Below are 23,134 nucleotides of genomic sequence, written 5' to 3'. Positions count from 1 at the left end.
CGTTGCGGTTAACGCCGCACGACGGGTTCGGGAGGAGGCCGCTGGGAAAAGGCCCAGCCCCACAGGCTGGAACCTCGCCCGGCGGCCCACCTCACACTGACCGCCACGGCCTGAACGTTCCTTCGCCCCTCGAAAGAGTGAACGTCCATAAATCAGCCGGTCAGCCCGACCCTTGACCCGCGAGGACCATGGCGCCCGCCATACTGGAAACGGTGGCTCGCGGCCTCCTGTCATTCGACCCGCCCACCACGGCGTACTGGTTCGAGGTAGTGGAAGTCGGCCTGGAGAACACGCCGACCAGGGAGAAATGGAAAACGCTGATGAAGGGTTACACCACCCACTTCCCGGGCCACGGGACACTGTTCGAGGAGACATACCTGGAGGGCAAGGCCGAGGGTAAGACCGAGGGCGAGGCCAAGGGCAAGGCCGAGGACCGCGCCGCACTGATCCTGCGCGTGCTGGACAAGCACGCCATCCACGCCCCCGCAGACACCCGCGAGCGCATCACCTCCTGCACCGACCTCGACACCCTCACCCTCTGGTTCGACCGCGCCCTCACCGCCACCAAAGCCGAGGACCTGTTCACCGAAGCCCCGGCGGTCGGCTCGGTCGAAACCTGACCAGCCCGCATGACTTCGTTCGCGGCGTCAGGGGAAATGTAGATTCCTTCTACGTAGAATCAATCTACGTAGAAGGAATCCGTAATCCCGGAAGGTGCCGTGCCATGCCCACCCCCTTCGTCGGCCGCCAAGCCGAGCTGGCTCTCCTCCACAAGCGTCTCGATCGGGTCACCGACGACGGCGCCGGGGTCGCGGTCGCCATGAGAGGGCGGCGGCAGGTCGGGAAGTCGCGGCTCGTGCAGGAGTTCTGTGACCGGGCTGGGCGGCCGTATGTCTTCTTCACCGCGACCAAGGGCGCGTCCCCCGTGGAAGGCATCGCCGACTTCATGGCGGAGCTGCGTGAGTCCTCCCTCCCGGGCGATCCGGAACTCGTGCCGAAGAGCGCCCCCACGAACTGGCCCGACGCCTTCCGCACCCTCGCCGCCGTGCTGCCCGCCTCGCCCAGCATCGTCGTACTCGACGAACTGCCCTGGCTCTCGGAGCAGGACACCGTGTTCGACGGCGCACTGCAGACCTCCTGGGACCGGTTGCTGTCGAGTCGGCCCGTGCTGCTGCTGCTGCTCGGCAGTGATCTGCACATGATGGAGCGGTTCACCGCGTACGACCGGCCCTTCTACGGCCGGGCCGACTCATTCGTGCTCGGTCCGCTCAATCCGGCCGAGGTGGGAAACGCGCTCGGACTGGACGCGGCCGACGCCGTCGACGCGCACCTGGTGTCCGGCGGACTGCCGGGCATCCTGCGGGCCTGGCCGCACGGCACCCCGGCGCTCGACTTCATCAAGACGGAGTGCGCCGACCCGGCCTCGCCCCTCTTCGGTGTCCCGGAAGCGGCCCTCATGGCCGAGTTCCCGGCGCCGGACCAGGCACGCCGGGTCCTTGAGGCGGTGGGCAGCGGAGACCGCACGCACGCCAACATCGCCGCGACGGCCGGCAGCCAGAGCGGTGCCCTGCCCTCCGGCATACTGTCCCCTCTCCTGCGGCGCCTCACCGACGAGAAGCGGGCCCTCGCATCGGACTCACCGCTCTCCACCCAGCCCGGCAAACCGGCTCTCTACCGCGTGACCGACAGCAATCTGCGTCTCTACCTCGCCGCGACGCGCTCCGCACAGGAGCTGTCCCGGCGCGGTCGTCCCGAGGCCGCATACCGGGTGGTCGAGCGGCGGTGGGCGGCCTGGCGGGGGCGGGCCGTCGAACCCCTGGTCCGTCAGGCCCTGGAACTGGCCGCGACTACGGGGGAGTTCCCCTGGCCCGATACGGAAGTCGTCGGCGGCTGGTGGAATCGGCAGTTCTCGCCGGAGATCGACCTGATCGGCGCCGACCGCTCGCCCGTGGCGGGGACGGTCTTCTTCGCGGGCTCGGTGAAGTGGCTCGCCTCCCCCTTCGACCAGCACGACCTGACCGCCCTCGTGCGAGGTGCCGCCCAGGTCCCCGGCTTCACACCGGGCGCCACCGGTCTCGCCGTCGTATCGCTCTCCGGTGCGACCGGGGCGGTGACCGAAGACGCGGTCGGGCTCACGTGGGGGGCGCGGGACGTGGTCTCGGCCTGGGCCGGCTGATTTAAGACTCGTCAGTGGTCGCTGCTGATCGCGGAGTTGCCACGCAGGTGCATCCTTTTTCTCGGCGACGGCGTCTCCCCGGGTACCTGAACGAAATGAACCGAGGGGACCACCCGTGGCACTGTTCGGAAACGCGCACACCGTCAACCCGGCCTCGGCGCAGCAGGACTACGCGCGCCTGATGGGCCACGGCGAGCAGGTGCACGCCGCGTACCTGCTGATCCGGGACACCATCCTGTTCACCGACCGCCGCCTGATCCTGGTCGACAAGCAGGGCATCACCGGCAAAAAGGTGGAATACCACTCCATTCCGTACCGGAGCATCACCCACTTCTCGGTGGAGACCGCCGGCCACTTCGACCTCGACGCCGAGCTGAAGATCTGGATCTCGGGGACCTCGGTCCCGGTCGAGAAGACCTTCACCAAGGGCGTCGACATCTACGAAGTGCAGGCGATCCTCACCCAGTTCGTGGCGAGGTAGGCCCGGCCGACCCTCCAGTCGCCGCATCCCCTCTTACCGTTTTCCTGCACTGCCTTCACTCTCCATTTACCTCCCTATAGGGTTTGGTCACTCACGCGACCGAGACGCGAACACACGCTCGGTCCACTCGCCGCACCCAGGGACTGTCGTGAAGCGCATCCTGATCCGCTCCGGAAAGAGCCCTTTCCGCGTCGCCACCCCGACGGAGTTCGTCCATCAGGACCTGATCGGGACGAACACGGGCAACCTGCTCTTCAGCGACTCCGCCCACAAGATGCTGACGCTGCCGGACGCCGAGGTGACGTCCAACGGCATCCGCACCGACCCGTCGGCCCGCCGCGCCGCCGAGATCAACGAGCGGTACGACGTGTTCGTCGTACCGCTCGCCAACGCCTTCCGGCCCACCTTCCAGGCCTCGCTGGACCGGCTGTCCACGCTGATCGAGCAGCTCACCATCCCGGTCGTGGTGTTCGGCGTCGGCGCGCAGGCGCCCGCCGACTACGACACGGCGTGGCTGAAGCCGATGGAAGCCTCGGTGAAGCGCTTCGCGTCCGCCGTCCTGGAGCGGTCCGCCTCGATCGGCGTCCGCGGCGAGCTGACCGCCGGCTACCTCAAGGGCCTCGGCTTCCGCGACAGCGATGTCGACATCATCGGCTGCCCGTCGATGTTCCTGTACGGCGACACCTTCCCCGAGATCCGCGCCACGGAGCTGTCCGCCGACTCGCGCATCGCCTTGAACCTCTCGCCGGACGCGATACCCGTCGGCGACATCTCCGGCATCGCCCGGCACGCGTGGGATCGCTACCCGCACCTCACCTACTACGCGCAGAACACCGTCGACGCGGAGCTGCTGCTGTGGGGCGACACCACGCCCGAGTCGGGCTTCGAGGACCCCTTCCCGCTCCAGCTCAGCCACGCCCTGCTGCGCGAGAACAAGGTGCGCATGCCGCTGGACCCGGCGACCTGGATCGACGAACTGCGCGGCTACGACTTCGCCTACGGCACCCGTATCCACGGCAATGTCGCCGCCCTGCTGGCCGGCACCCCGAGCGTCGTCCTCACCCATGACTCGCGCACCCTGGAGCTGTGCCGGTACTTCGACATCCCGCACCGCCCGCTCACCGAGCTGGACGCCGAGACCGATCCGCGCGAGCTGTACGAGGGCGCCGACTTCTCCGCGATGATCAAGGGCCACGGCGAGCGGTTCGAGCGGATGATCGCCTTCCTGGACCGCAACGGCCTGCGCAACACGTACACCCACGGCGACGGCGGCGCCGCCTACGACGCCCGCCTCGCCGCGCTGGACCTGCCCGCGTCGATGCCCGTCTGGGACGGCTCGGACGACGGCCAGATGCGCTACCGCGTCAGCCGGCTGCGTGAGCGGATCACCGCCGCCGACACCAAGGTCCGGGAACAGGCGAAGAAGCAGGCCAAGGAGAACAAGGAGCTACGCGGCAAGCTGACCGCCGCGGAGCAGCGCGCGAACGAGACCATCCTCCAACTAGACGCCGTACGCACCGAGTTGGCCGCTACCCGCAAGCAGCTCGCCGCCGTCGAGCGCCGCGTCGGCGGCATCGAGAAGCGCGTCCTGGTCCGCATCGGCCCGGCCCTGCGCCGCCGTACCCGCAAGGTCAACGACGGTAAGGACTGAGGCCGTACGGCCAGGACACGTACGGCCTCAGACACTGCCAGGGCACCTACGGCTAGGACACGACCGGCCGCTGTACGCCCCCACCGGACGAGGTCTCCGACGACACCGCGCCGGACTTCCCGCGCCCGCCACCCCTCCCGCTGCCCCTGATGAACACCACCCCGATCACCGCGAGCAGCGAAGCCGCCGAGAGCGTGTACAGGCCGCCGTTCGTGCTGCCGGTCGTGTCCTTGAGGTAGCCGAAGAGGGTGGGGGAGACGAAACCGCCGAGGTTTCCGAGGGAGTTGACAACGGCCAGGCCCGGCGCGGCGATCTTGAGGTCGAGTCCGGACTGCGCCATCGGCCAGTACAGGGTGGCCGCGCACTTCCCGCCGACCGCGGCGAGCGTGATGGCGGCGAGCCCGAACCAGGGGGAGCCGAGCGTGGCGAGGAAGGTGCCGATGGCCGACAGGACCAGGGCGATCGCCAGATAGGGGCGGCGGTCCGGGGTGCCGTCGGTGTAGTGGCTCACCGTGTACATCGCGATCACGGCGCAGATCCACGGGATCGCCGAGAGCAGCCCGACCTCGAAGGACGACAGTCCGCCGATGTCGTCGACCAGGCTCGGCAGCCAGAAGGTGATCGCGTATCCGGTGAGCGCCATCGCGAAGAAGACGCCGGTCAGCAGGGCGACCTGCGGATGGAACAGGAGCTTGAGGCGGGACACCTTGGGGGCGCGGCTGCGGGCCTCCTCGTCACGGGCGACCGCGGTGCTCAACGCGTCCTTCTCCTCCCGCGAGAGCCAGGGGGCGTCCTCGATGCGGGAGACGAGGAAGAAGCCGGCGACGATCCCGACGAGGATGGAGAAGACGCCCTCCAGCGCGAACATCCAGCGCCAGCCGGCGAATCCGCCCGCCCCGTGCAGTTCGAGGAGCGCCCCGGTGATGGGCCCCGTCACGATGTACGCCGTCGCCGAGCCGCCGAGGAAGATCGCGCTCGCCCGGCCCCGGCTGGAGTCGGGCAGCCACTGGGTGAAGTAGAGGAGCACGCCGGGGAAGAAGCCGGCCTCCGCGACACCGAGGAGGAAGCGGAGGACGTAGAACGTCATGACGTTGTGGATGAAGCACATCGCCACGATCACCAGACCCCAGGTGATCATGATGCGGGTGAGCCAGACCCGCGCGCCGAACCGCTCCAGGAGCATGTTGCTCGGCACCTCGAACAACGCGTACCCGATGAAGAACAGGCCCGCGCCGAGACCGTACGCGGTGGCGCTCACCCCGACGTCGGCCCGCAACTCGTCCTGGACGAAGCCGACGTTCGTCCGGTCCATCTGGTTGACCAGCAGCATCAGAACCAGGATCGGCATCATGCGGCGGAGGAACTTGCCGACCGCTCGGCGTTCGGCGTCGGGTGGTGTGGCCTCTGACGTCGTCGCTGACATCGTTGTCTCCCCTCGGACGTACACATACGTGAACTGCAATCACGTACGCGAGCTCCTGGGGACCATACGGAGGGCGATCTTCCGGGTCAATGGGTTGCGCAAAGGTTCATGTACGCGAACGAAGAGGCCCGAAATCGACGACGATTTCGGGCCTCCCACGTGTACCTGGCCACGTGTCCTGGCCACGTCTACCTGGCCAGGTGTACTGGTGACTACTTCGGCTGCGGCTTCCGCACCGACAGATGCAGCTCCCTCAGCCGCGCCTCCTCCAGCTCCGTCGGCGCGCCCATCATCAGGTCCTGGGCGTTGCCGTTGAGCGGGAAGGCGATCGTCTCGCGGAGGTTCGGCTCGTCGGCGAGCAGCATGACGATGCGGTCGACGCCGGGCGCGATGCCACCGTGCGGCGGGGCGCCGAAGCGCAGGGCGCGGAGCATGCCGGCGAACTCGCGCTCGACCGTCTCCTCGTCGTAGCCCGCGATGCCGAAGGCCTTGAGCATGATGTCCGGCTCGTGGTTCCGGATCGCGCCGGAGGACAGCTCGACGCCGTTGCAGACGATGTCGTACTGCCAGGCCAGGATGTCCAGCGGGTCCTGGTTCTGAAGGGCCTCCATGCCGCCCTGGGGCATCGAGAACGGGTTGTGCGAGAAGTCGATCTTCCCGGTCTCCTCGTCCTTCTCGAACATCGGGAAGTCGACGATCCAGCAGAACCGGAAGACGTTCTCCTCGAAGTGCCCGGCGCGCTTGGCGGCCTCGACCCGCACCGCGCCCATGATCTTCGAGACCTCGTCGAACTCGCCCGCGCCGAAGAACACGGCGTGCCCGGCGGACAGGGAGAGCCGCTTCGTCAGCTCAGCGACGTTCTCCTCCGTCAGGAACTTCGCGATCGGGCCGGTCAGCGAACCGTCCTCGGTCACGCGCACCCAGGCCAGGCCCTTCGCGCCCTGCGAGACGGCGTAGTCCCCGAGCTGGTCGAAGAACTTGCGGGGCTGACCGGAGACATCCGGCACCGGAAGCGCGCGCACATGCTTGCCGGCGAACGCCTTGAACTCCGAGCCCTCGAAGATGTCGGTGATGTCGACGAGTTCCAGCTGGGCGCGCAGGTCCGGCTTGTCGGAGCCGTACTTCAGCATCGCCTCGCGGAACGGGATCCGCGGGAAGGGCGAGGTGACGTGACGGCCGCCGCCGAACTCCTCGAACAGCTCGGTCATCAGCCGCTCGATGGGCCGGAAGACGTCCTCCTGCTCGACGAAGCTCAGCTCGACGTCGAGCTGGTAGAACTCGCCCGGCGAACGGTCCGCGCGGGCGTCCTCGTCCCGGAAGCAGGGCGCGATCTGGAAGTAGCGGTCGAAGCCGGAGATCATCAGCAGCTGCTTGAACTGCTGCGGCGCCTGCGGAAGGGCGTAGAACTTGCCCGGGTTCAGGCGGGAGGGGACCACGAAGTCGCGGGCGCCCTCGGGGGACGTCGCGGTCAGGATCGGGGTCGCCATCTCGTTGAAGCCCAGCGCGGTCATCTTGTGACGGATCGCCGAGATGACGGCCGTACGCAGCATGATGTTGCGGTGCATGCGCTCGCGGCGCAGGTCCAGGAAGCGGTACTCCAGGCGCCGCTCCTCGTTGACCCCGTCCTCGGTGTTGATCGTGAAGGGCAGCGGGGCGGCGGCGCCGAGCAGCTCGACCTCGCCGACCTCGACCTCGATCTCGCCGGTCGGCAGGTCCGGGTTCACGTTCTCGGTTCCACGTGAAACAACCTTGCCGTCTACACGGACCGTCGACTCCTTGGTCAGCTTGTCGAGGGCCTCGTACGCCGGGGTGCCCGGGCGGGCCACGAGCTGCGTGATGCCGTAGTGGTCGCGCAGATCGATGAAGAGGATGCCGCCCAGGTCGCGCCGATTGTGCAGCCAGCCGCTCAGCCGGACGTCGGTGCCGACGTCAGAGGCGCGGAGCTCGCCGCAGGTGTGGGACCTGTACCGATGCATCGTCGTTCATCCAGTCTTCGCTGATAGGGATTTCCGGGGCCCGGTGCCCGGACGTCCCAAGGGTACCGGGCACCCAAAGATCGCCTCCCCACCATTTCCGTGCCCCCCATGGGTGGCAGTGTTCGATCAATTTTTCTTAAAGTAGGGCAATGCGCACTGGTGAGCCCCTGCCCGCCGTGGGGGATGCCCTCACCGCCCTCGCGACCGGCCTATGGCGATGGGACAACCACGCGGGGCTCGTCAGTCTTGACGCCGAGGCCGCGCGGCTGGTCGGGCTCCCCGCCAAGCCGATCACCCTCACGGAGGGCGGGGTCCGCTCCCGTTTCCACCCCGTCGACTGGAACGAGGTCGACGGGATCGTCCAGCTCGCCGTCGCCGAGGGCACCCTGGCCGAGTCCCGGCTGCGGATCATGGACGAACAGGGCCGGGTGCTCCGTACCGTCCGCAGCCGTTCCAAGCCGATCGTCGACCCGGCCACCGGGGAGTACGAGCTGATCGGCACCCTCCAGGAAGTCACCGAGCCCTCGCCGGGCACCGCCGCGCGCACCCCGGTCACCGGCGACTGGCGCCGCTCCCGGGAGGCGTTCCTGCTGGACGCGGGCCGGGCCCTGGCCGAAGCTCGGTCGACGGCAGAGGTACTGCGGGTGGCGGCCGGCCTCTCGATGCCCGGCTTCTCCCCGGACGGCCTGGCCGTCTTCGGCGTCGAGGGCGACCGCCTGACGATCATCGGCCACCACGGCCACCAGCCCGGCGACGAGGACCCCTTCTCCCACATGTCCCTGGAGACGGACTACCCGGCCGCCGAGGTGGCCCGCACCGGCCGCGCGGTCTACCTCTCCACCCCCGAGGACTACAAGTCCCGCTACCCGCTCACCTGGCCGCTCGCCCGGCACTTCGGCCGCCAGTCCTGGGCGTTCCTGCCGCTGACGGTGGCCGGCCGCACGATGGGCACGTGGCTGGCGGCCTTCGCGTATCCCGTCGCGTTCACTCCCGACGAGCGCTCGGTCCTGACGACGGTGGCGCGGATGCTCGCCCAGGCACTCTCCCGGGCGGGCCTGGCGGAGTCGGAGCGAGAGCTCACGGACGGCCTCCAGCGTTCGATGCTCCCCACGCTCGGCCCCCAGATACCGGGCATGAGCCTCGTCGCCCGCTATGTCCCCACCGGCGGCGGACTCCAGGTCGGCGGCGACTGGTACGACATGATCCCGCTGCCGGGCAGCCGCTTCGCGCTGGTCATCGGCGACGTCCAGGGCCACGACGTCCGGGCGGCGGGCCTGATGGGCCAGCTCCGCATCGCGCTGCGCGCCTACGCATCGGAGGGCCACCGCCCGGACGCGGTCCTCTCCCGCGCCTCCCGCTTCCTGCACGGAATGACGTACGGCGACGAGGATCGCTCCGACCTCCGCTTCGCGACCTGCCTGTACGTGGAGGCCGACCCCACGACCGGCATCCTGGACATCGCCCGCGCCGGCCACCCCGACCCGGCGATCCGCATGGCCGACGGCACGGTCCTGACCCGCCCCACGGCCGGCGGACTCCCGCTGGGCATCGACCCGGACGCCGACTACCCCACCACCCGGATCACCCTGGAACCCGGCGAGACCCTGATGATGTGCACCGACGGCCTGATCGAGACCGGCGGCCACGACATGGAGACCGGCTGGAAGCGCATCCGCACGATCCTCGAAGACCACGAGGGCGACCTGGACGCACTGGCCGACGCCCTGGTCCAGGCGGTGCACGGCCCGTCCTCCCACCACACCGTCGGCCCGCTGGCCGACCGCCGCGAGGACGACATAGCCGTCCTGCTGCTGTGCCGGCAGGGGGAGGACTGCGGCTGCGGGGACTCGGTCGTCATACGCCCCACGGTGCGCCGCACCATGCTGTCGGTGGCCCAGGCGGAACCGGAACGGGTGGCGGTGGCCCGCCACCAGCTCAGAGAGCTGCTGCACGACTGGCCCTCGGCGGACCAGGTCGACTCGGCGGTCCTGCTGCTCTCCGAGATGCTGACCAACGTCCTGGTCCACACCGACGCCGACGCGCTGCTGCTGGCCGAGGTGCGGGGCGAGCGGGGCGGACGCCGGATACGCGTCGAGGTCACGGACACCAGCGACGACCTCCCGCACAAACGCAGACCCGGCGAACTCGCCTCGTCGGGCCGCGGGCTGATGCTGATCGAGCTGCTCGCGGAGGTGTGGGGGGTGGATCCGAGGGGCGAGGGGAAGAGCATCTGGTTCGAGCTCTACGAGTCGACGCCGGATGAACCGGGACCGGACGGATCCACGTCGGGACCGGACGGATCCGCGTCCGGGGCGGAGGGATCCGATGCTGGACCGGCCGGATCCGATCCTGGACCGGCCGGATCCGCCGCGGGAGCGGAGTAGCGCGTACGCAGCTCGTGTGCGACCCCGAAGACGGCGGCGGTGAGCGGCACGGCGAGCAGCATCCCCAGAATCCCGGCCACCGAGGCCCCCGCCGTAATGGCGAGCATGACGACGGCCGGATGCATCTGCACCGTCCGGCTCTGGATCATCGGCTGAAGTACATGCCCTTCCAGCACCTGCACGGCGAGCACGACCCCCACCACCCACAGCGCGATCACGACCCCCCGGTCGGCGAGCGCGACGAGCACGGCGACGGCGCCGGAGAGAAAGGCGCCGAGATAGGGGATATAGGCGCCGACGAAGACCAGCGCCCCCAGCCCGATGGCCCCCGGAACGTCGAGCACGAGCAGCCCGACGGTGATGCAGAGGGCGTCGATGAGCGCGATGAACGTGGTCCCCCGCATAAACCCCTCGACGCCCTCGAAGGCCCGCCGGGCCATGGCCTCGACGACATCGCCGGCCTCACGGGGAGTGAGGGCCCGCAGGGCGCCGGTGGCCTTGTGGGAGTCACGCAGAAAGAAGAAGACGAGCAGCAGCGCCAACACGGCCATCGCGATGGCCTCGCCGACGACACTCACCCCACTGATGACATTGGATACGGCCGTCCCCCCGAACTTGGTGAGCAGTTCCCTCGCATTGGACGCCAGATCGTCCAGCGAGGTGCCGGCGGCCCCGAAGTACTCGGCGAGATCCTGCGCGGCGTCCCTCAGCGAGTCGACGATCTGATCCCCGGTGTCGACGAGCGCGGCGACGACGACGTACACGGCCCCACCGACGACAGCGACAACGGCGACACAGGTCAGCCCGGCGGCAACGGACCGATTGACTCCGGCCTTGACGAGCCGCCGGTAAAGGGGCCCGAGCAACGCGGTCCCGAGTAGGGCGAGCAGCACGGGCGTGACGGCCGTACGCAACTCACCACACAACCGGATCCCGACGTAGACGACCCCGGCGACGAGCAGAGCGACGGCACACCAGGCGGCCAGGCGGCGGACGGGGTCGGGGAGGAGCGGTCGGGGTGCCTGCACCCTTTTATCTGGCCATATGTCAGGTTTGGTGTCGCGCCGAGGGCGCCGAAAGGGGTTCCGTGCAGTCCTGGCTCGCTCGGCGGAATCGATGCATCTGTCCACTATCGAGTGAACATCCTTTATGCAAAAGCGGGTTCGTGTTCGCAGCGACAGGAGCGCGGCTGCGGAGGCTGACGACGACGCACGGGGAGCACTGGTTCCCGGCGATGGATGTGGCGAAGCATCTCGGCTACGCGAACACGCGGGACGCCGTGCTGAGCGTGGTGTCGCAACAGCACGCAACAACCTTCGGCGATATTGCGCGAAGCGTCGGTCTGAGCGACGCAAGGCGCAATACCGCAGGTCACGGGTTCCGCACAACGATGAAGTTGGTGAACCTACAGGGTCTGATCCAGCTCGTTCACGGGTGCACGAAGCCGGAATCGCAGCCCTTCAAGAACTGGGTCTCCGAAGTCATCGCCATCATCCAGCGCGACGGCTCCTACTCCCTGGAACCGTCCCCCGCACAGACCCCCGCCACCGGCACCCCCGCCTACTTCATGCCCAAACAGGTCGCCGACGCGATCGTCCGGCTCGAAGTGAGGAACATCCAGGCTGACGAGATCATGGCGGCCTTCCAGAGGGAGCAAACCGAACTCCTACGAGAGATCAGCCGCAGCCAGAACACAATCGCCCGCGACCAGAGCACCATCGCCCGCAGCCACCGCGTGATCGCCGAGTCGCTCCAAGACATCGCCCAGACCCTCAAGCTCCGTCATCCGGAAGCGAAGTTGACGCCCCAGCAGCTCCTTGTCTCCTGGAAGGCGAAGAACCTCGTCTTCACCGAGGACATCCACGCAGTGGCCGCCTACCTGGCGCCCGCGCTGGTTCGGGGCGAGGCCAGTTACCGCATGGCAGACGGGCTGCGCTCCGGATGGCGCGCCGGTGTACGTGCTGCCGTAACGACGCACTCATAGGACAGGCCCGAAGTCGCAAGTCCAAGTTGCGGCTTCGGGCCTCGTCGCACCGTACCCAGTTACTCGGGGGCCTACAGCCCACCCTCCGACATCCCATGCACCGCGGGCACCGTCCCCAGCCGCCCCTTCTGGAAATCGTCGAACGCCTGCTGGAGTTCCTCGCGGGTGTTCATGACGAAGGGACCGTAGTGGGCCATCGGCTCGCGGATCGGCTGGCCGCCCAGCAGTACGACCTCCAGGTCCGGCGTGTTCGAGTCCTGCCGCTCGTCCGCACGGACGGTCAGCGAGGAGCCCGCGCCGAAGACCGCCGTCTGGCCCTGGTGGACCGGGCGGCGCTCCGCGCCCACCGCGCCCCGCCCGGCCAGCACGTACACCAGCCCGTTGAAGTCCTCGCGCCACGGCAGGGTGAGCTCCGCACCCGGTGCCAGCGTCGCGTGGACCATCGTGATGGGCGTATGCGTGATGCCCGGTCCCTGGTGACCGTCCAGCTCGCCGGCGATCACCCGGAGCAGCGCGCCCCCGTCGGGCGTAGTCAGCAGCTGGACGTTGCCACCGCGGATGTCCTGATAGCGCGGCGCCATCATCTTGTCCTTGGCCGGCAGGTTGACCCACAGCTGGAGCCCGTGGAAGAGCCCGCCGGACACGACCAGCGACTCCGGCGGAGCCTCGATGTGCAGCAGGCCCGAGCCGGCCGTCATCCACTGCGTGTCACCGTTGGTGATGGTGCCGCCACCGCCGTTGGAGTCCTGGTGGTCGAAGATGCCGTCGATGATGTACGTGACGGTCTCGAAGCCACGGTGCGGGTGCCAGGGCGTGCCCTTCGGCTCCCCCGGCGCGTACTCCACCTCGCCCATCTGGTCCATCATGATGAACGGGTCCAGGTGCTGGTAGTTGATCCCGGCGAACGCTCGGCGCACCGGGAAGCCCTCGCCCTCGAAACCGCTGGGCGCGGTCGTGACGGCGAGTACGGGACGGGCCACGGCGTCGGCGGACGCGGCGACGCGCGGCAGCGTCAGCGGGTTCTCGACGGTCACTGCAGGCATGTCGGTACCTCCTTGTGCTCCGAGTTTAGTTGAGCATTGAACTTCCTGCCACCCCTAACGGGGAAAGCCCGGAGAGCATTCCCTCCGGGCTTTCCGTACGACGAGGTGGTGACGTCGGTCGTACTCTCGGCCGTCAGCCGTACATCCGGCGCATCGCGAATTCGACCATCTGCTCCACGGCCTTCGCGTCGAAGACCATGCGGTGCTCCCCCTCCATGTCGAGGACGAAGCCGTACCCGGTCGGAAGCAGGTCGATCACCTCGGCGCCGGTGATGACGAAGTACTTGGACTCCTTGCCCGCGTACCGGCGCAGCTCCTTGAGCGAGGTGAACATCGGGATCACGGGCTGCTGGGTGTTGTGCAGGGCGAGGAAGCCGGGGTTGTCACCGCGCGGGCAGTAGACCTTCGAGGTCGCGAAGACCTGCTGGAAGTCCTCGGCGGTCACCTGCCCGGTGGTGAAGGCCCGCACCGCGTCCGCGAGCGAGGGCGGAGACGGCTCCGGGTAGAGAGGCTGCTGCTGGCCGTAGCCGACGCCGCCGCCGGACATGGGCTGCTGCGGCGGGGCGTACTGCTGCTGCGCGCCGCCGTTACCGTCCATGGGCTGGCCGTATCCGTACATGCGCGTAAGGGTACCGAGAGCGCGCCCCGGGACGGCACCGGCCGAAGAACGGTGTGACCTGTCACAGATGACCGGATAAGGGGTTGCTTCTTTATTACCGGCGGGTAGCATCATCGTAGCTGCTTGCTACTTGCTGGTATGTGAACGTGCGCGAGGATCCAGTGCCTCGCCGATCTCTTTTTACGGAGCCGTCGCCATGGGGCACTACAAGTCGAATCTCCGCGACATCGAGTTCAACCTCTTCGAGGTCCTCGGGCGCGACAAGCTGTACGGCACCGGCCCGTTCGCGGAGATGGACACGGACACCGCCAAGAGCGTCCTGGAGGAGCTGACGCGCCTCTCGGAGAACGAGCTGGCGGAGTCCTTCGCGGACGCCGACCGCAACCCGCCGGTCTTCGACCCGGAGACGAACACCGCGCCGGTCCCGGCATCCTTCAAGAAGAGCTACCAGGCCTTCATGGACGCGGAGTACTGGCGCCTGGGCCTGCCCGAGGAGATCGGCGGTACGACCGCTCCCCGCTCCCTGATCTGGGCGTACGCGGAGCTGGTGCTCGGCGCCAACCCGGCGGTCTGGATGTACTCCTGCGGCCCGGCGTTCGCCGGCATCCTCTTCGAGGAGGGCAACGAGGTCCAGAAGCACATCGCGAAGTTCGCCGCCGAAAAGCAGTGGGGCTCCACCATGGTCCTCACCGAGCCGGACGCGGGCTCGGACGTGGGCGCCGGGCGGACCAAGGCGGTCCAGCAGGAGGACGGCTCCTGGCACATCGAGGGCGTGAAGCGGTTCATCACGTCCGGTGAGCACGACATGTCGGAGAACATCATTCACTACGTGCTGGCCAGGCCGGAGGGCGCCGGCCCCGGCACCAAGGGCCTGTCCCTCTTCTTCGTGCCGAAGTACGAGTTCGACTTCGAGACCGGCGAGCTGGGCGAGAGGAACGGCGTCTACGCCACCAACGTCGAGCACAAGATGGGCCTCAAGGCCTCCAACACCTGCGAGCTGACCTTCGGCGACCGCCACCCCGCCAAGGGCTGGCTGATCGGCGACAAGCACGACGGCATCCGCCAGATGTTCCGGATCATCGAGTTCGCGCGGATGATGGTCGGCACGAAGGCGATCTCGACCCTGTCGACCGGCTACCTGAACGCCCTGGAGTACGCCAAGGAGCGCGTCCAGGGTCCGGACCTCGCCAACTTCATGGACAAGACCGCGCCCAAGGTCACCATCACCCACCACCCGGACGTACGCCGCGCGCTGATCACGCAGAAGGCGTACGCGGAGGGCATGCGGGCCCTTGTCCTCTACACCGCCTCGATCCAGGACGCGATCCAGGTCAAGGAGGCCGGCGGCGAGGACGCCTCGACCGAGCACGCGCTCAACGACCTGCTCCTGCCGATCGTCAAGGGCTACGGCTCCGAGAAGGGCTACGAGCAGCTCGCCCAGTCGCTCCAGACCTTCGGCGGCTCGGGCTTCCTTCAGGAGTACCCGATCGAGCAGTACATCCGCGACGCCAAGATCGACACCCTGTACGAGGGCACGACCGCGATCCAGGGCCAGGACTTCTTCTTCCGGAAGATCGTCCGCAACCAGGGTTCCGCGCTCAACTCCCTCGCCGAGGACATCAAGAAGTTCCTGGCCCTGGGCACCGGCGGCGAGGAGCTGGCGGGCGCCCGCGAGCACCTGGCCAAGGCCGCCGTCGAGCTGGAGGCGATCGTCGGCCTGATGCTGACCGACCTGGCCGCCACCGAGCAGGACGTCAAGAACATCTACAAGGTGGGTCTGAACACGACCCGGCTGCTCATGGCCTCCGGTGACGTGGTCGTCGGCTACCTGCTGCTGAAGGGCGCCGCCATCGCCGCCGAGAAGCTGGAGGCGGCCTCGGCCAAGGCTGTGCCCGCCAAGGACGTGCCCTTCTACACCGGCAAGATCGCGGCGGCGAAGTTCTTCGCGGCCGAGGTCCTGCCGGGCGTCACCCTGGCCCGCAAGGTGGCCGAGGGCGTCGAGCTGGACCTGATGGAGCTGGACGAGGCCGCGTTCTAGTCCCGCATCTGTCCCCGCATCTGTCCTCGCACCTGTCCTCGTAGCGGCCCGTCCCGATCCCCTCATCGGCCCCGCATCGGCCCCGCATCGGCCCCGCGTCGTCCTCGCGAAGGCCCGCTCCCTCCGCCGGGAGTGGGCCTTCGCACGTCGTTAAGGTGAACCCCATGAGCGAACCCCCCCGCTTCGATCGCGGCCACACCGACGACCTCATGACCTTCCTTACGGCGAGCCCGACGCCGTACCACGCGGTGGCGAGCGCCGCTGAGCGGCTGGAGAAGGCCGGATTCCGGCAGGTCGCGGAGACGGACGCCTGGGACGGGACGAGTGGCGGCAAGTACGTGCTGCGCGGCGGCGCACTCGTGGCCTGGTACGTCCCCGAAGGTGCGGCGCCCCACACGCCGTTCCGCATCGTCGGCGCGCACACCGACTCCCCCAACCTGCGGGTCAAGCCGAGGCCCGACACGGGAGCGCACGGCTGGCGTCAGGTCGCCGTGGAGATCTACGGCGGGCCGCTGCTCAATTCCTGGCTCGACCGCGACCTGGGCCTGGCGGGCCGGCTGACCCTGCGGGACGGCTCGACACACCTGGTGAACATCGACCGCCCCCTGCTGCGCGTGCCCCAACTCGCCATCCACCTGGACCGTTCCGTGTCGGCGGAGGGCCTCAAGCTGGACAAGCAGCGGCATCTCCAGCCCGTCTGGGGCCTGGGCAACGATGTGCGCGACGGCGATCTGATCGCCTTCCTGGAGGAGGAGAGCGGGCTCGGCGCGGGCGAGGTCAGCGGCTGGGACCTGATGGTGCACTCCGTGGAGCCGTCGGCCTACCTGGGCCGTGACGAGGAGCTGGTCGCCGGCCCGCGCATGGACAACCTGCTGTCGGTGCACTCCGGCGTGGCCGCGCTGACCGCCGTCGCGACGAGCGGCCGCGCCCTGCCGCACCTCCCCGTCCTCGCCGCCTTCGACCACGAGGAGAACGGCTCGCAGTCGGACACCGGCGCGGACGGGCCGCTGCTCGGGCAGGTGCTGGAGCGTTCGGTGTTCGCGCGCGGAGGATCGTACGAGGACCGGGCGAGGGCCTTCGCCGGCACCGTCTGTCTCTCCTCCGACACCGGTCACGCGGTGCACCCCAACTACGCGGAGCGGCACGACCCGACGCACCATCCGCGCGTCAACGGCGGACCGATCCTCAAGGTCAACGTCAACAACCGCTACGCGACGGACGGTTCGGGCCGCGCGCTCTTCGCCGCCGCCTGCGAGAAGGCGGACGTGCCCTTCCAGTCCTTCGTCTCCAACAACTCCATGCCGTGCGGCACGACGATCGGCCCGATCACCGCGGCCCGGCACGGCATCATGACCGTCGACATCGGCGTGGCGATCCTGTCGATGCACAGCGCACGGGAGTTGTGCGGCGCCGACGACCCGCATCTGCTGGCGAACGCGCTGGTGGCGTTCCTGGAGGCGTAGAACGGGCGACCGTCGCATGGCCTCGCATGGGGGTTGTCACCCTGGGTACCCGACCGCGGACCGGACCTGACCGAACGGGACCGGACCGAGCGGATCCGGACCGAACGGATCGCACAGGGAGGCGACACTCATGGGCCTCGGCGGATGCATCATCCTCATCGCCGCGGGAGCCATCCTCACGTTCGCGACCGACTGGGACATGGAGGGGGTCAACCTCGACCTCGTCGGCATCATCCTGATGATCGTCGGACTGATCGGCGTCAGCACGTTCAGCAGCATCGCGCGGCGCAGGCGGGTCGTGGTGCCGCCCACGACGCCGGTCATCGACGAGGAACGACACCACAGCCGCCGTGACGGATACAGCGACGGCTACGGCTTCTGACGCACCGGCAGACAGGTGACGACGCCGCGGAATTCAGACAAGCACCGACAAGCTTGAGCATTCCGTGACCGGAGGCACCTTGTGTGGTTGTGTGAATATCGTAAAGAATGGGGAGTCCTGAGACCCGGGGGGAGAGCAGTACCGGGCCTTTCACCAGCACCACGGGGGGCTCCGCGTGCTCGACCTTGCTGTGCCGGCTGCCGCCCCGGCGCGCGATCCGGCTATTACTGCGGCGCACGAGCGGCGCCCGGGCCGTCACGCCGCGCGCCGGGCGCACGCCGCGCCCGATGAACCCGGCCCCGCGCCGCGCATCGTGGCGCTGATACCGGCTCACAACGAGCAGGACCGCATCGCCGCCGCCATCGACGGCCTGTGGGAGCAGACCCGACGGCCGGACCTCGTCGTGTGCGTCGCCGACAACTGCTCGGACGACACCGCCGCCATCGCCGCGGCCCACGGCGCGCAGGTCTTCCACACGCGGGGCAACACGCACAAGAAGGCCGGCGCTCTCAACCAGGCCATCGCCTGGGTACTGCCCCACCTGGACGACCGGGACCTGCTGCTGGTGCAGGACGCCGACACCGTCCTCAGCCCCTGGTTCGCCGAGACCGCCCTCGCCACCGTCAACCGCAGGGTCGGCGCCGTAGGCGGCGTCTTCTACGGCGAGCAGGGCGGCGGTTTCCTCGGCCTGCTCCAGCGCATGGAGTTCCACCGCTACGCCTGGGAACTGGAGCGCACCGGCGGCAAGGCCCAGGTCCTCACCGGAACCGGGACCATATTCCGCTCCCGGGTACTGCGCGAGGTGCGCGCCGCCCGCCGCGCCGGGGTGATCGGCGGCGGCACCAGCTACTACAGCCTCGCCTCGCTCACCGAGGACGACGAGATGACCAAGGCGGTCAAGACCCTCGGCTACCGCACCATGTCCCCGGCGGGCTGCGCGGTCACCACCGAGGTCATGCCGACCCTGGGCAAGCTGTGGCACCAGCGCCTGCGCTGGCAGCGCGGCGCGCTGGAGAACCTGCGCGACTACGGCTGGACCCGGGTCACCGCCCGCTACTTCGCCCAGCAGTTCCTGATGGGCTTCGGCGCGCTGTCCTTCCTCGTCTACCTGACCTTCATGATCACGTACACGACGCTGTACGGCTGGCCCGGATTCTCCCCGTTCTGGACGGCGATCGGCCTGCTCTTCATGGTCGAGAAGACCGTCTCCGTACGCCGCGCCGGCCCTCGCGCCGTCCTGGTCGCGGCGCTGATGCTCCCGGAGATGCTCTACGACCTGTTCCAGCACGCCATCTACTTCTCCTCGCTGTGGGGCCTGCTGCGCCGCACGGAGGAGAAGTGGGTGGCCACCTGAGCCTCCCCCCACGCACCAACGCACCACACCTCTAGGACCTCTAGGAGAACCACCATGTACGGAAGAGTGATCGGCGCCGGCACCACCGGCGCGGGCGGCGCCACCATGGCCGCCACCGGCCTGTGGATCAACAGCATGGCCCTGATGGTCACGGCCACCACGCTGGTGGCCGCGGGCCTGGCCCTGTACAAGCTGGCCCCGCGCCCGCGGCGTCGCTGAGCTTCGGCAGTGCCCCCGACCTGACCGGCGGCAGTGCTGAGTACATCCGTCAGGGACCCGACCGGTCGGCGGGCGACGCAGCGGAGCTCGTCGGCAGGTCGAACCACACCGCCTTGACCTCAAAGCTCTGCCCTCAACGCCCTGCTCACGGCAGTGAAACGCGCTCAACCCAGCGCGTGACCCGTCGTCGCGTCCACGTGCTCCGGTACGTCGTCGTGGCGGTCGCCGACCGAGAAGGTGCCGGTGGGTTCGAAGACGAGGATCGCGGTCGGCGCCGGGGCGTACGGCTTGTGTTCCGTACCGCGCGGGACCGTGAAGACGCTCCCCTTGGGCAGGACGACCGTGCGTTCACCCTCCGCCTCCCGTAGGGCGATGTGGAGTTCGCCGTCCAGGACCAGGAAGAACTCGTCGGTGTGGTCGTGGACGTGCCACACGTGCTCGCCCTCGACCTTGGCGACGCGTACGTCGTAGTCGTTGACGGCCGTGACGATGCGGGGGCTCCACCGCTCGGTGAAGGAGGCGAGGGCGGTGGACAGCGAGATGGGATCCATGGGCTCATCGTCGGGTGTGGTGGGACCGCCGTACGAGTGCTAGAAATCGCACATGCCGCAAGGATCCTCTCAGCGCCCTCATCGAGTGGCCGTGATCGTCGACGAGGGCACGAACCCCTTCGAGGTCGGTGTGGCCACCGAGCTGTTCGGGCTGCCGCGGCCCGAACTGGGGCCGGTACGGCCGCCGTACGAGGTGACGCTGTGCGCGCCGGCGCCCGAGGTGCGGATGAACCACGGGTTCTTCACCCTGACCGGGGTGAGCGGTCTGGACACGGTGGACGACGCCGACACCCTGGTCGTACCCGGCCGGCCGGACAACGTCGTGCCGCGCGGCCCCGCCGTACTCGACGCGATCCGCCGCACGCACGCGCGTGGCGCCCGCGTGCTGAGCTTCTGCACCGGCAGTTTCGCGCTCGCCGAGGCCGGGCTGCTGGACGGGCGGCGGGCCACCACGCACTGGCTGTGGGCGGACCTCTTCCGGCGGCTGCACCCGAAGGTCCTGCTGGAGCCGGACGTGCTGTTCGTGGACGAGGGCGACATCCTCACCGCCGCGGGCAGCGCGGCGGCGCTCGATCTCGGGCTGCACCTGTGGCGCCAAGACCATGGCGCCGAGATGGCCAACCACGTCTCCCGGCGACTGGTCTTCGCCGCTCACCGGGACGGCGGGCAGCGGCAGTTCGTGGAGCGGCCGGTGCCGGACGTACCGGACGAGTCGCTGGGCCCGCTGGTTGCGTGGGCGCAGGAGCGGCTGGGGGAGGCCCTGACGGTGGCGGACCTGGCGGCCCGCGCGGCCGTCTCCCCCGCCACGCTCCACCGCCGTTTCCGCACGCAGATGGGGACGACTCCACTCGCCTGGCTCACGGGGGAGCGCGTGGCGCTGGCCTGCCGGCTGATCGAGCGCGGGGAGGAGCGGCTGGACGTGGTGGCGGCGAGGAGCGGGCTGGGGACCGCCGCGAACCTCCGGGTGCGGCTGCGGCGCGAGACCGGACTCAGCCCGTCGGCCTACCGGCGGCGTTTCGGACCGGGTGGCGGGGAAGCCCTCCTGTCATGAGATTCCTGGTACGCGACCGGCTCCTCGGCTTCGGTGACGACTACTGGATCGAGGACGACCACGGCAACAAGGTGTTCCTCGTCGACGGCAAGGCGATGCGCCTGCGGGACACCTTCGAGCTGAAGGACACGCACGGGCGTGTCCTCATCGACATCCGTCAGAAGATGTTCGCCCTGCGGGACACGATGGTGATCGAACGGGAGGGCGAGCCGCTCGCGACGATCCGCCGCAAACGGCTGTCCCTGCTGCGCAACCACTACCGGGTGTCCCTTGCGGACGGCCACACCGACCTGGACGTCAGCGGCAAGATCCTCGACCGCGAGTTCGCCATCGAGTACGACGGTGAGCTGCTCGCCGTCATTTCCCGGCGGTGGCTGCATGTCCGGGAGACGTACGGGGTCGACGTCGTCCGGGAGGACGCGGACCCGGCGCTGCTGATCGCGGTGACGGTGTGCGTGATCCATCTGGCGGAGAAGGAACGGGAGGACTAGAGGACCAGTAGGGCTTCAGCCGCGAGAGGGCTGGATCCCCAGCACCCGGTCCTTCAGCGCCGGAAACAGCTCGCGGGTCATCGGGACCTTCCCGGCGTCGAAGTCGACGGTGAGGATCTCCTCGCCCTCGCCCGCCTCCGCCAGCACCTCGCCCCAGGGATCTACCACGATCGAGTGACCGGCCTGTGGAACTCCCGCATGCGTCCCGGCCGTTCCACACGCGAGCACGAACGCCTGGTTCTCGACCGCCCGCGCCTGAGCCAGCAGCGTCCAGTGCGCCCGGCGGCGCTCCGGCCAGCCCGCCGGGAGGACCAGGGTCTCGGCGCCGGCGTCGACGAGGCCGCGGAAGAGTTCGGGGAAACGGAGGTCGTAGCAGGTCGCCAGGCCGAGCGTCGTCTCGGGCAGCCGAGCGGTCACCAGTTCCCGCCCCGCGCCCATCAGCACGGCCTCGCCCTTGTCGAAGCCGAAGCGGTGGATCTTGCGGTAGGCGGCGGCCAGGTCACCGGAGGGGGAGAAGAGGAGGGACGTGTTGTACAGGGGACCGTCGGGGTCACGCTCGGGAATCGAGCCCGCGTGCAGCCACACGCCCGCGTCGCTCGCCGCCTTCGCCATGACCTCGTACGTCGGTCCTTCGAGCGGCTCGGCCTCGTTCGCGAACTCCTTGTACGCGAACGCTCCCGTCGTCCACAGCTCCGGCAGCACCACGAGATCGGCCCCGGCCTGATCCCGTACCAGTGCGCCCACACGACGCCGCCGGGATGCGACCGATTCGCCCTCGTCCACGGCGATCTGGATCAGAGAGGCGCGCACACTACCACCGTCCTGGCATTCGAGTCGTCCACACGGGCCTACGATCGTCACACGAAAGCACTGCCGGGGTGCCTCACAGCAGCGTAACTTAGCGTTCCAAGACACCCGCCGACAGCAGCCACCTCCCACTGGCAACGCCGCCACAACCATCCCGTGTACCGACCGCCGAGGGGTCCCGTTCCGTGAGTCTGCATCCCACTCTCCAGCCCTACGCCGACGCCTGGACCCACTCCATCGAAGCGATATCCGAGCTGGTGCAGCCGCTCGTGGAGGGGGAGTGGAACAGGCGTACGCCGTGCCCTGGCTGGTCGATCCGTGACGTGGTCTCCCATGTCATCGGCCTGGACTGCGAGATGCTCGGCGACCCGCGCCCCATCCACACGCTTCCGCGCGACCTGTTCCACGTCACCAACGACCACCAGCGCTACATGGAGATGCAGGTCGACGTCCGGCGCCACCACACGGGGCCCGAGATGACGTCCGAGCTGGAGTACGTGATCATCCGCCGCAACCGCCAGCTGCGCAACGACTCGCGTGACCCGGGCACGAAGGTGCGTGCCCCGCTCAGCACGGAGGTCACGCTCGAAGAGTCCATGCGCGACCACGCGTTCAACGTCTGGGTGCACGAACAGGACCTGCGCACCGCCCTCGGCCGCCCGGGCAATCTCGACTCCCCCGGCGCACACGTCGCCCGTGACGTGCTGCTCGCCGCGCTCCCCGACATCGTGGCCGAGAAGGCCGAGGCCCCGCGCAGCTCGGCGATCGTCTTCGACGTGCACGGCCCCATCGAGTTCCTGCGTACGATCCGCGTCGACATCCAGGGCCGCGGCACCCTGGAATCGTCCCCGGCCCTCGGCCCCGCGGCCACGCTCACCCTCGACTGGGAGACCTACGTCCGCCTGGCCTGCGGCCGGGTGACCCCGGAGGCCGTGCAGGACCGGCTGAAGGCGGACGGCGACCCGGTACTCACGGGAGCGATCCTGCGGAACTTCACGGTCACACAGTGACCCCGTGACCCCGTGACCCCGTGACCGGCGC

20 protein-coding genes and 1 pseudogene are annotated in these 23,134 nt (G+C 69.0%); 14 read left to right on the top strand and 7 right to left on the bottom strand.

The window, feature by feature from the left end:
* Positions 1–212: 212 nt before the first annotated feature.
* From AB0I77_RS25350 to AB0I77_RS25335, 4 genes are all read left to right on the top strand, one after another.
* A complete protein-coding gene (locus AB0I77_RS25350; RefSeq protein ID WP_363284949.1) occupies positions 213–620 on the top strand; it encodes a hypothetical protein in 408 nt (135 codons plus the stop codon).
* Positions 621–724: 104 nt separating this feature from the next.
* Positions 725–2,176, top strand: a complete 1,452-nt coding sequence (locus AB0I77_RS25345) for an ATP-binding protein (RefSeq protein ID WP_363284947.1) — start codon at positions 725–727, stop codon at positions 2,174–2,176.
* 115 nt (positions 2,177–2,291) lie between these two features.
* A complete protein-coding gene (locus tag AB0I77_RS25340) occupies positions 2,292–2,657 on the top strand; it encodes a PH domain-containing protein (RefSeq protein WP_363284946.1) in 366 nt (121 codons plus the stop codon).
* 148 nt (positions 2,658–2,805) lie between these two features.
* Positions 2,806–4,308 carry a polysaccharide pyruvyl transferase family protein gene (locus AB0I77_RS25335; protein ID WP_363284945.1) on the top strand — a complete coding sequence of 501 codons (1,503 nt, stop codon included), beginning with the start codon at positions 2,806–2,808 and terminating at the stop codon, positions 4,306–4,308.
* Between the two features lie 52 nt (positions 4,309–4,360).
* On the opposite strand, the gene AB0I77_RS25330 is transcribed toward AB0I77_RS25335, so the two are convergent.
* On the bottom strand, positions 4,361–5,731 hold the full coding sequence (locus AB0I77_RS25330) for an MFS transporter (RefSeq protein ID WP_363284944.1): 1,371 nt from the start codon (positions 5,729–5,731) through the stop codon (positions 4,361–4,363).
* A 212-nt stretch (positions 5,732–5,943) separates the two neighbouring features.
* Positions 5,944–7,707, bottom strand: a complete 1,764-nt coding sequence (gene aspS / locus AB0I77_RS25325) for an aspartate--tRNA ligase (protein ID WP_363284943.1) — start codon at positions 7,705–7,707, stop codon at positions 5,944–5,946.
* A gap of 149 nt (positions 7,708–7,856) precedes the next feature.
* On the opposite strand from aspS, the pseudogene AB0I77_RS25320 reads away from it, so the two are divergent.
* Positions 7,857–9,959: pseudogene (locus tag AB0I77_RS25320) on the top strand (SpoIIE family protein phosphatase); the annotation flags it as partial.
* Here the strand turns inward: AB0I77_RS25320 and AB0I77_RS25315 are convergent.
* A complete protein-coding gene (locus AB0I77_RS25315) occupies positions 9,950–11,119 on the bottom strand; it encodes an AI-2E family transporter (protein ID WP_363284942.1) in 1,170 nt (389 codons plus the stop codon). The pseudogene AB0I77_RS25320 and the gene AB0I77_RS25315 overlap by 10 nt on opposite strands.
* 137 nt (positions 11,120–11,256) lie before the next feature.
* Between AB0I77_RS25315 and AB0I77_RS25310 the strand changes: the two genes are divergently transcribed.
* Positions 11,257–12,075: a Bro-N domain-containing protein gene (locus tag AB0I77_RS25310; RefSeq protein WP_363284941.1), complete on the top strand. Its 819-nt coding sequence runs from the start codon at positions 11,257–11,259 to the stop codon at positions 12,073–12,075.
* 71 nt (positions 12,076–12,146) lie between these two features.
* Here AB0I77_RS25310 and AB0I77_RS25305 read toward each other — a convergent pair whose 3' ends face one another.
* Together AB0I77_RS25305 and AB0I77_RS25300 are read right to left on the bottom strand one after the other, a co-directional pair.
* Positions 12,147–13,118, bottom strand: a complete 972-nt coding sequence (locus tag AB0I77_RS25305) for a pirin family protein (protein ID WP_363284940.1) — start codon at positions 13,116–13,118, stop codon at positions 12,147–12,149.
* Positions 13,119–13,251: 133 nt separating this feature from the next.
* Positions 13,252–13,737, bottom strand: coding sequence for an SseB family protein (locus AB0I77_RS25300; RefSeq protein WP_363284939.1), 486 nt, complete (start codon positions 13,735–13,737; stop codon positions 13,252–13,254).
* A 196-nt stretch (positions 13,738–13,933) separates the two neighbouring features.
* Between AB0I77_RS25300 and AB0I77_RS25295 the strand changes: the two genes are divergently transcribed.
* From AB0I77_RS25295 to AB0I77_RS25275, 5 genes are all read left to right on the top strand, one after another.
* Positions 13,934–15,775: an acyl-CoA dehydrogenase gene (locus AB0I77_RS25295; protein ID WP_363284938.1), complete on the top strand. Its 1,842-nt coding sequence runs from the start codon at positions 13,934–13,936 to the stop codon at positions 15,773–15,775.
* Positions 15,776–15,939: 164 nt separating this feature from the next.
* Positions 15,940–17,238, top strand: coding sequence for a M18 family aminopeptidase (locus AB0I77_RS25290; RefSeq protein ID WP_363284937.1), 1,299 nt, complete (start codon positions 15,940–15,942; stop codon positions 17,236–17,238).
* 130 nt (positions 17,239–17,368) lie between these two features.
* Complete coding sequence (locus tag AB0I77_RS25285; RefSeq protein WP_363284936.1) at positions 17,369–17,620, top strand: DUF6458 family protein; 252 nt, start codon at positions 17,369–17,371, stop codon at positions 17,618–17,620.
* 310 nt (positions 17,621–17,930) lie between these two features.
* Positions 17,931–18,974, top strand: coding sequence for a glycosyltransferase family 2 protein (locus tag AB0I77_RS25280; RefSeq protein WP_363284962.1), 1,044 nt, complete (start codon positions 17,931–17,933; stop codon positions 18,972–18,974).
* A 54-nt stretch (positions 18,975–19,028) separates the two neighbouring features.
* Positions 19,029–19,193: a hypothetical protein gene (locus AB0I77_RS25275; RefSeq protein ID WP_363284935.1), complete on the top strand. Its 165-nt coding sequence runs from the start codon at positions 19,029–19,031 to the stop codon at positions 19,191–19,193.
* Between the two features lie 164 nt (positions 19,194–19,357).
* Here the strand turns inward: AB0I77_RS25275 and AB0I77_RS25270 are convergent, their stop codons facing one another.
* Entirely contained in the window at positions 19,358–19,744 is a 387-nt protein-coding gene (locus tag AB0I77_RS25270; RefSeq protein WP_363284934.1) for a cupin domain-containing protein, read from the bottom strand.
* A 52-nt stretch (positions 19,745–19,796) separates the two neighbouring features.
* Between AB0I77_RS25270 and AB0I77_RS25265 the strand changes: the two genes are divergently transcribed.
* Both AB0I77_RS25265 and AB0I77_RS25260 read left to right on the top strand, forming a co-directional pair.
* A complete protein-coding gene (locus tag AB0I77_RS25265; protein WP_363284933.1) occupies positions 19,797–20,795 on the top strand; it encodes a helix-turn-helix domain-containing protein in 999 nt (332 codons plus the stop codon).
* The gene (locus AB0I77_RS25260) at positions 20,792–21,286 is read left to right on the top strand and encodes an LURP-one-related family protein (RefSeq protein WP_363284932.1); all 495 of its coding nucleotides are present in this window, start codon (positions 20,792–20,794) and stop codon (positions 21,284–21,286) included. Before AB0I77_RS25265 ends, AB0I77_RS25260 begins: the two co-directional genes overlap by 4 nt.
* A gap of 15 nt (positions 21,287–21,301) precedes the next feature.
* Here the strand turns inward: AB0I77_RS25260 and AB0I77_RS25255 are convergent, their stop codons facing one another.
* Entirely contained in the window at positions 21,302–22,096 is a 795-nt protein-coding gene (locus AB0I77_RS25255; RefSeq protein WP_363284931.1) for a carbon-nitrogen family hydrolase, read from the bottom strand.
* 182 nt (positions 22,097–22,278) lie between these two features.
* Here AB0I77_RS25255 and AB0I77_RS25250 point away from each other — a divergent pair, with 182 nt between their 5' ends.
* Complete coding sequence (locus AB0I77_RS25250) at positions 22,279–23,103, top strand: maleylpyruvate isomerase family mycothiol-dependent enzyme (protein ID WP_363284930.1); 825 nt, start codon at positions 22,279–22,281, stop codon at positions 23,101–23,103.
* Positions 23,104–23,134 lie beyond the last annotated feature (31 nt).

The sequence above is a fragment of the Streptomyces sp. NPDC050619 genome (genome assembly GCF_040654815.1).
Lineage (GTDB): Bacteria > Actinomycetota > Actinomycetes > Streptomycetales > Streptomycetaceae > Streptomyces.
This window is presented reverse-complemented; position numbering and strand designations above follow the sequence as displayed.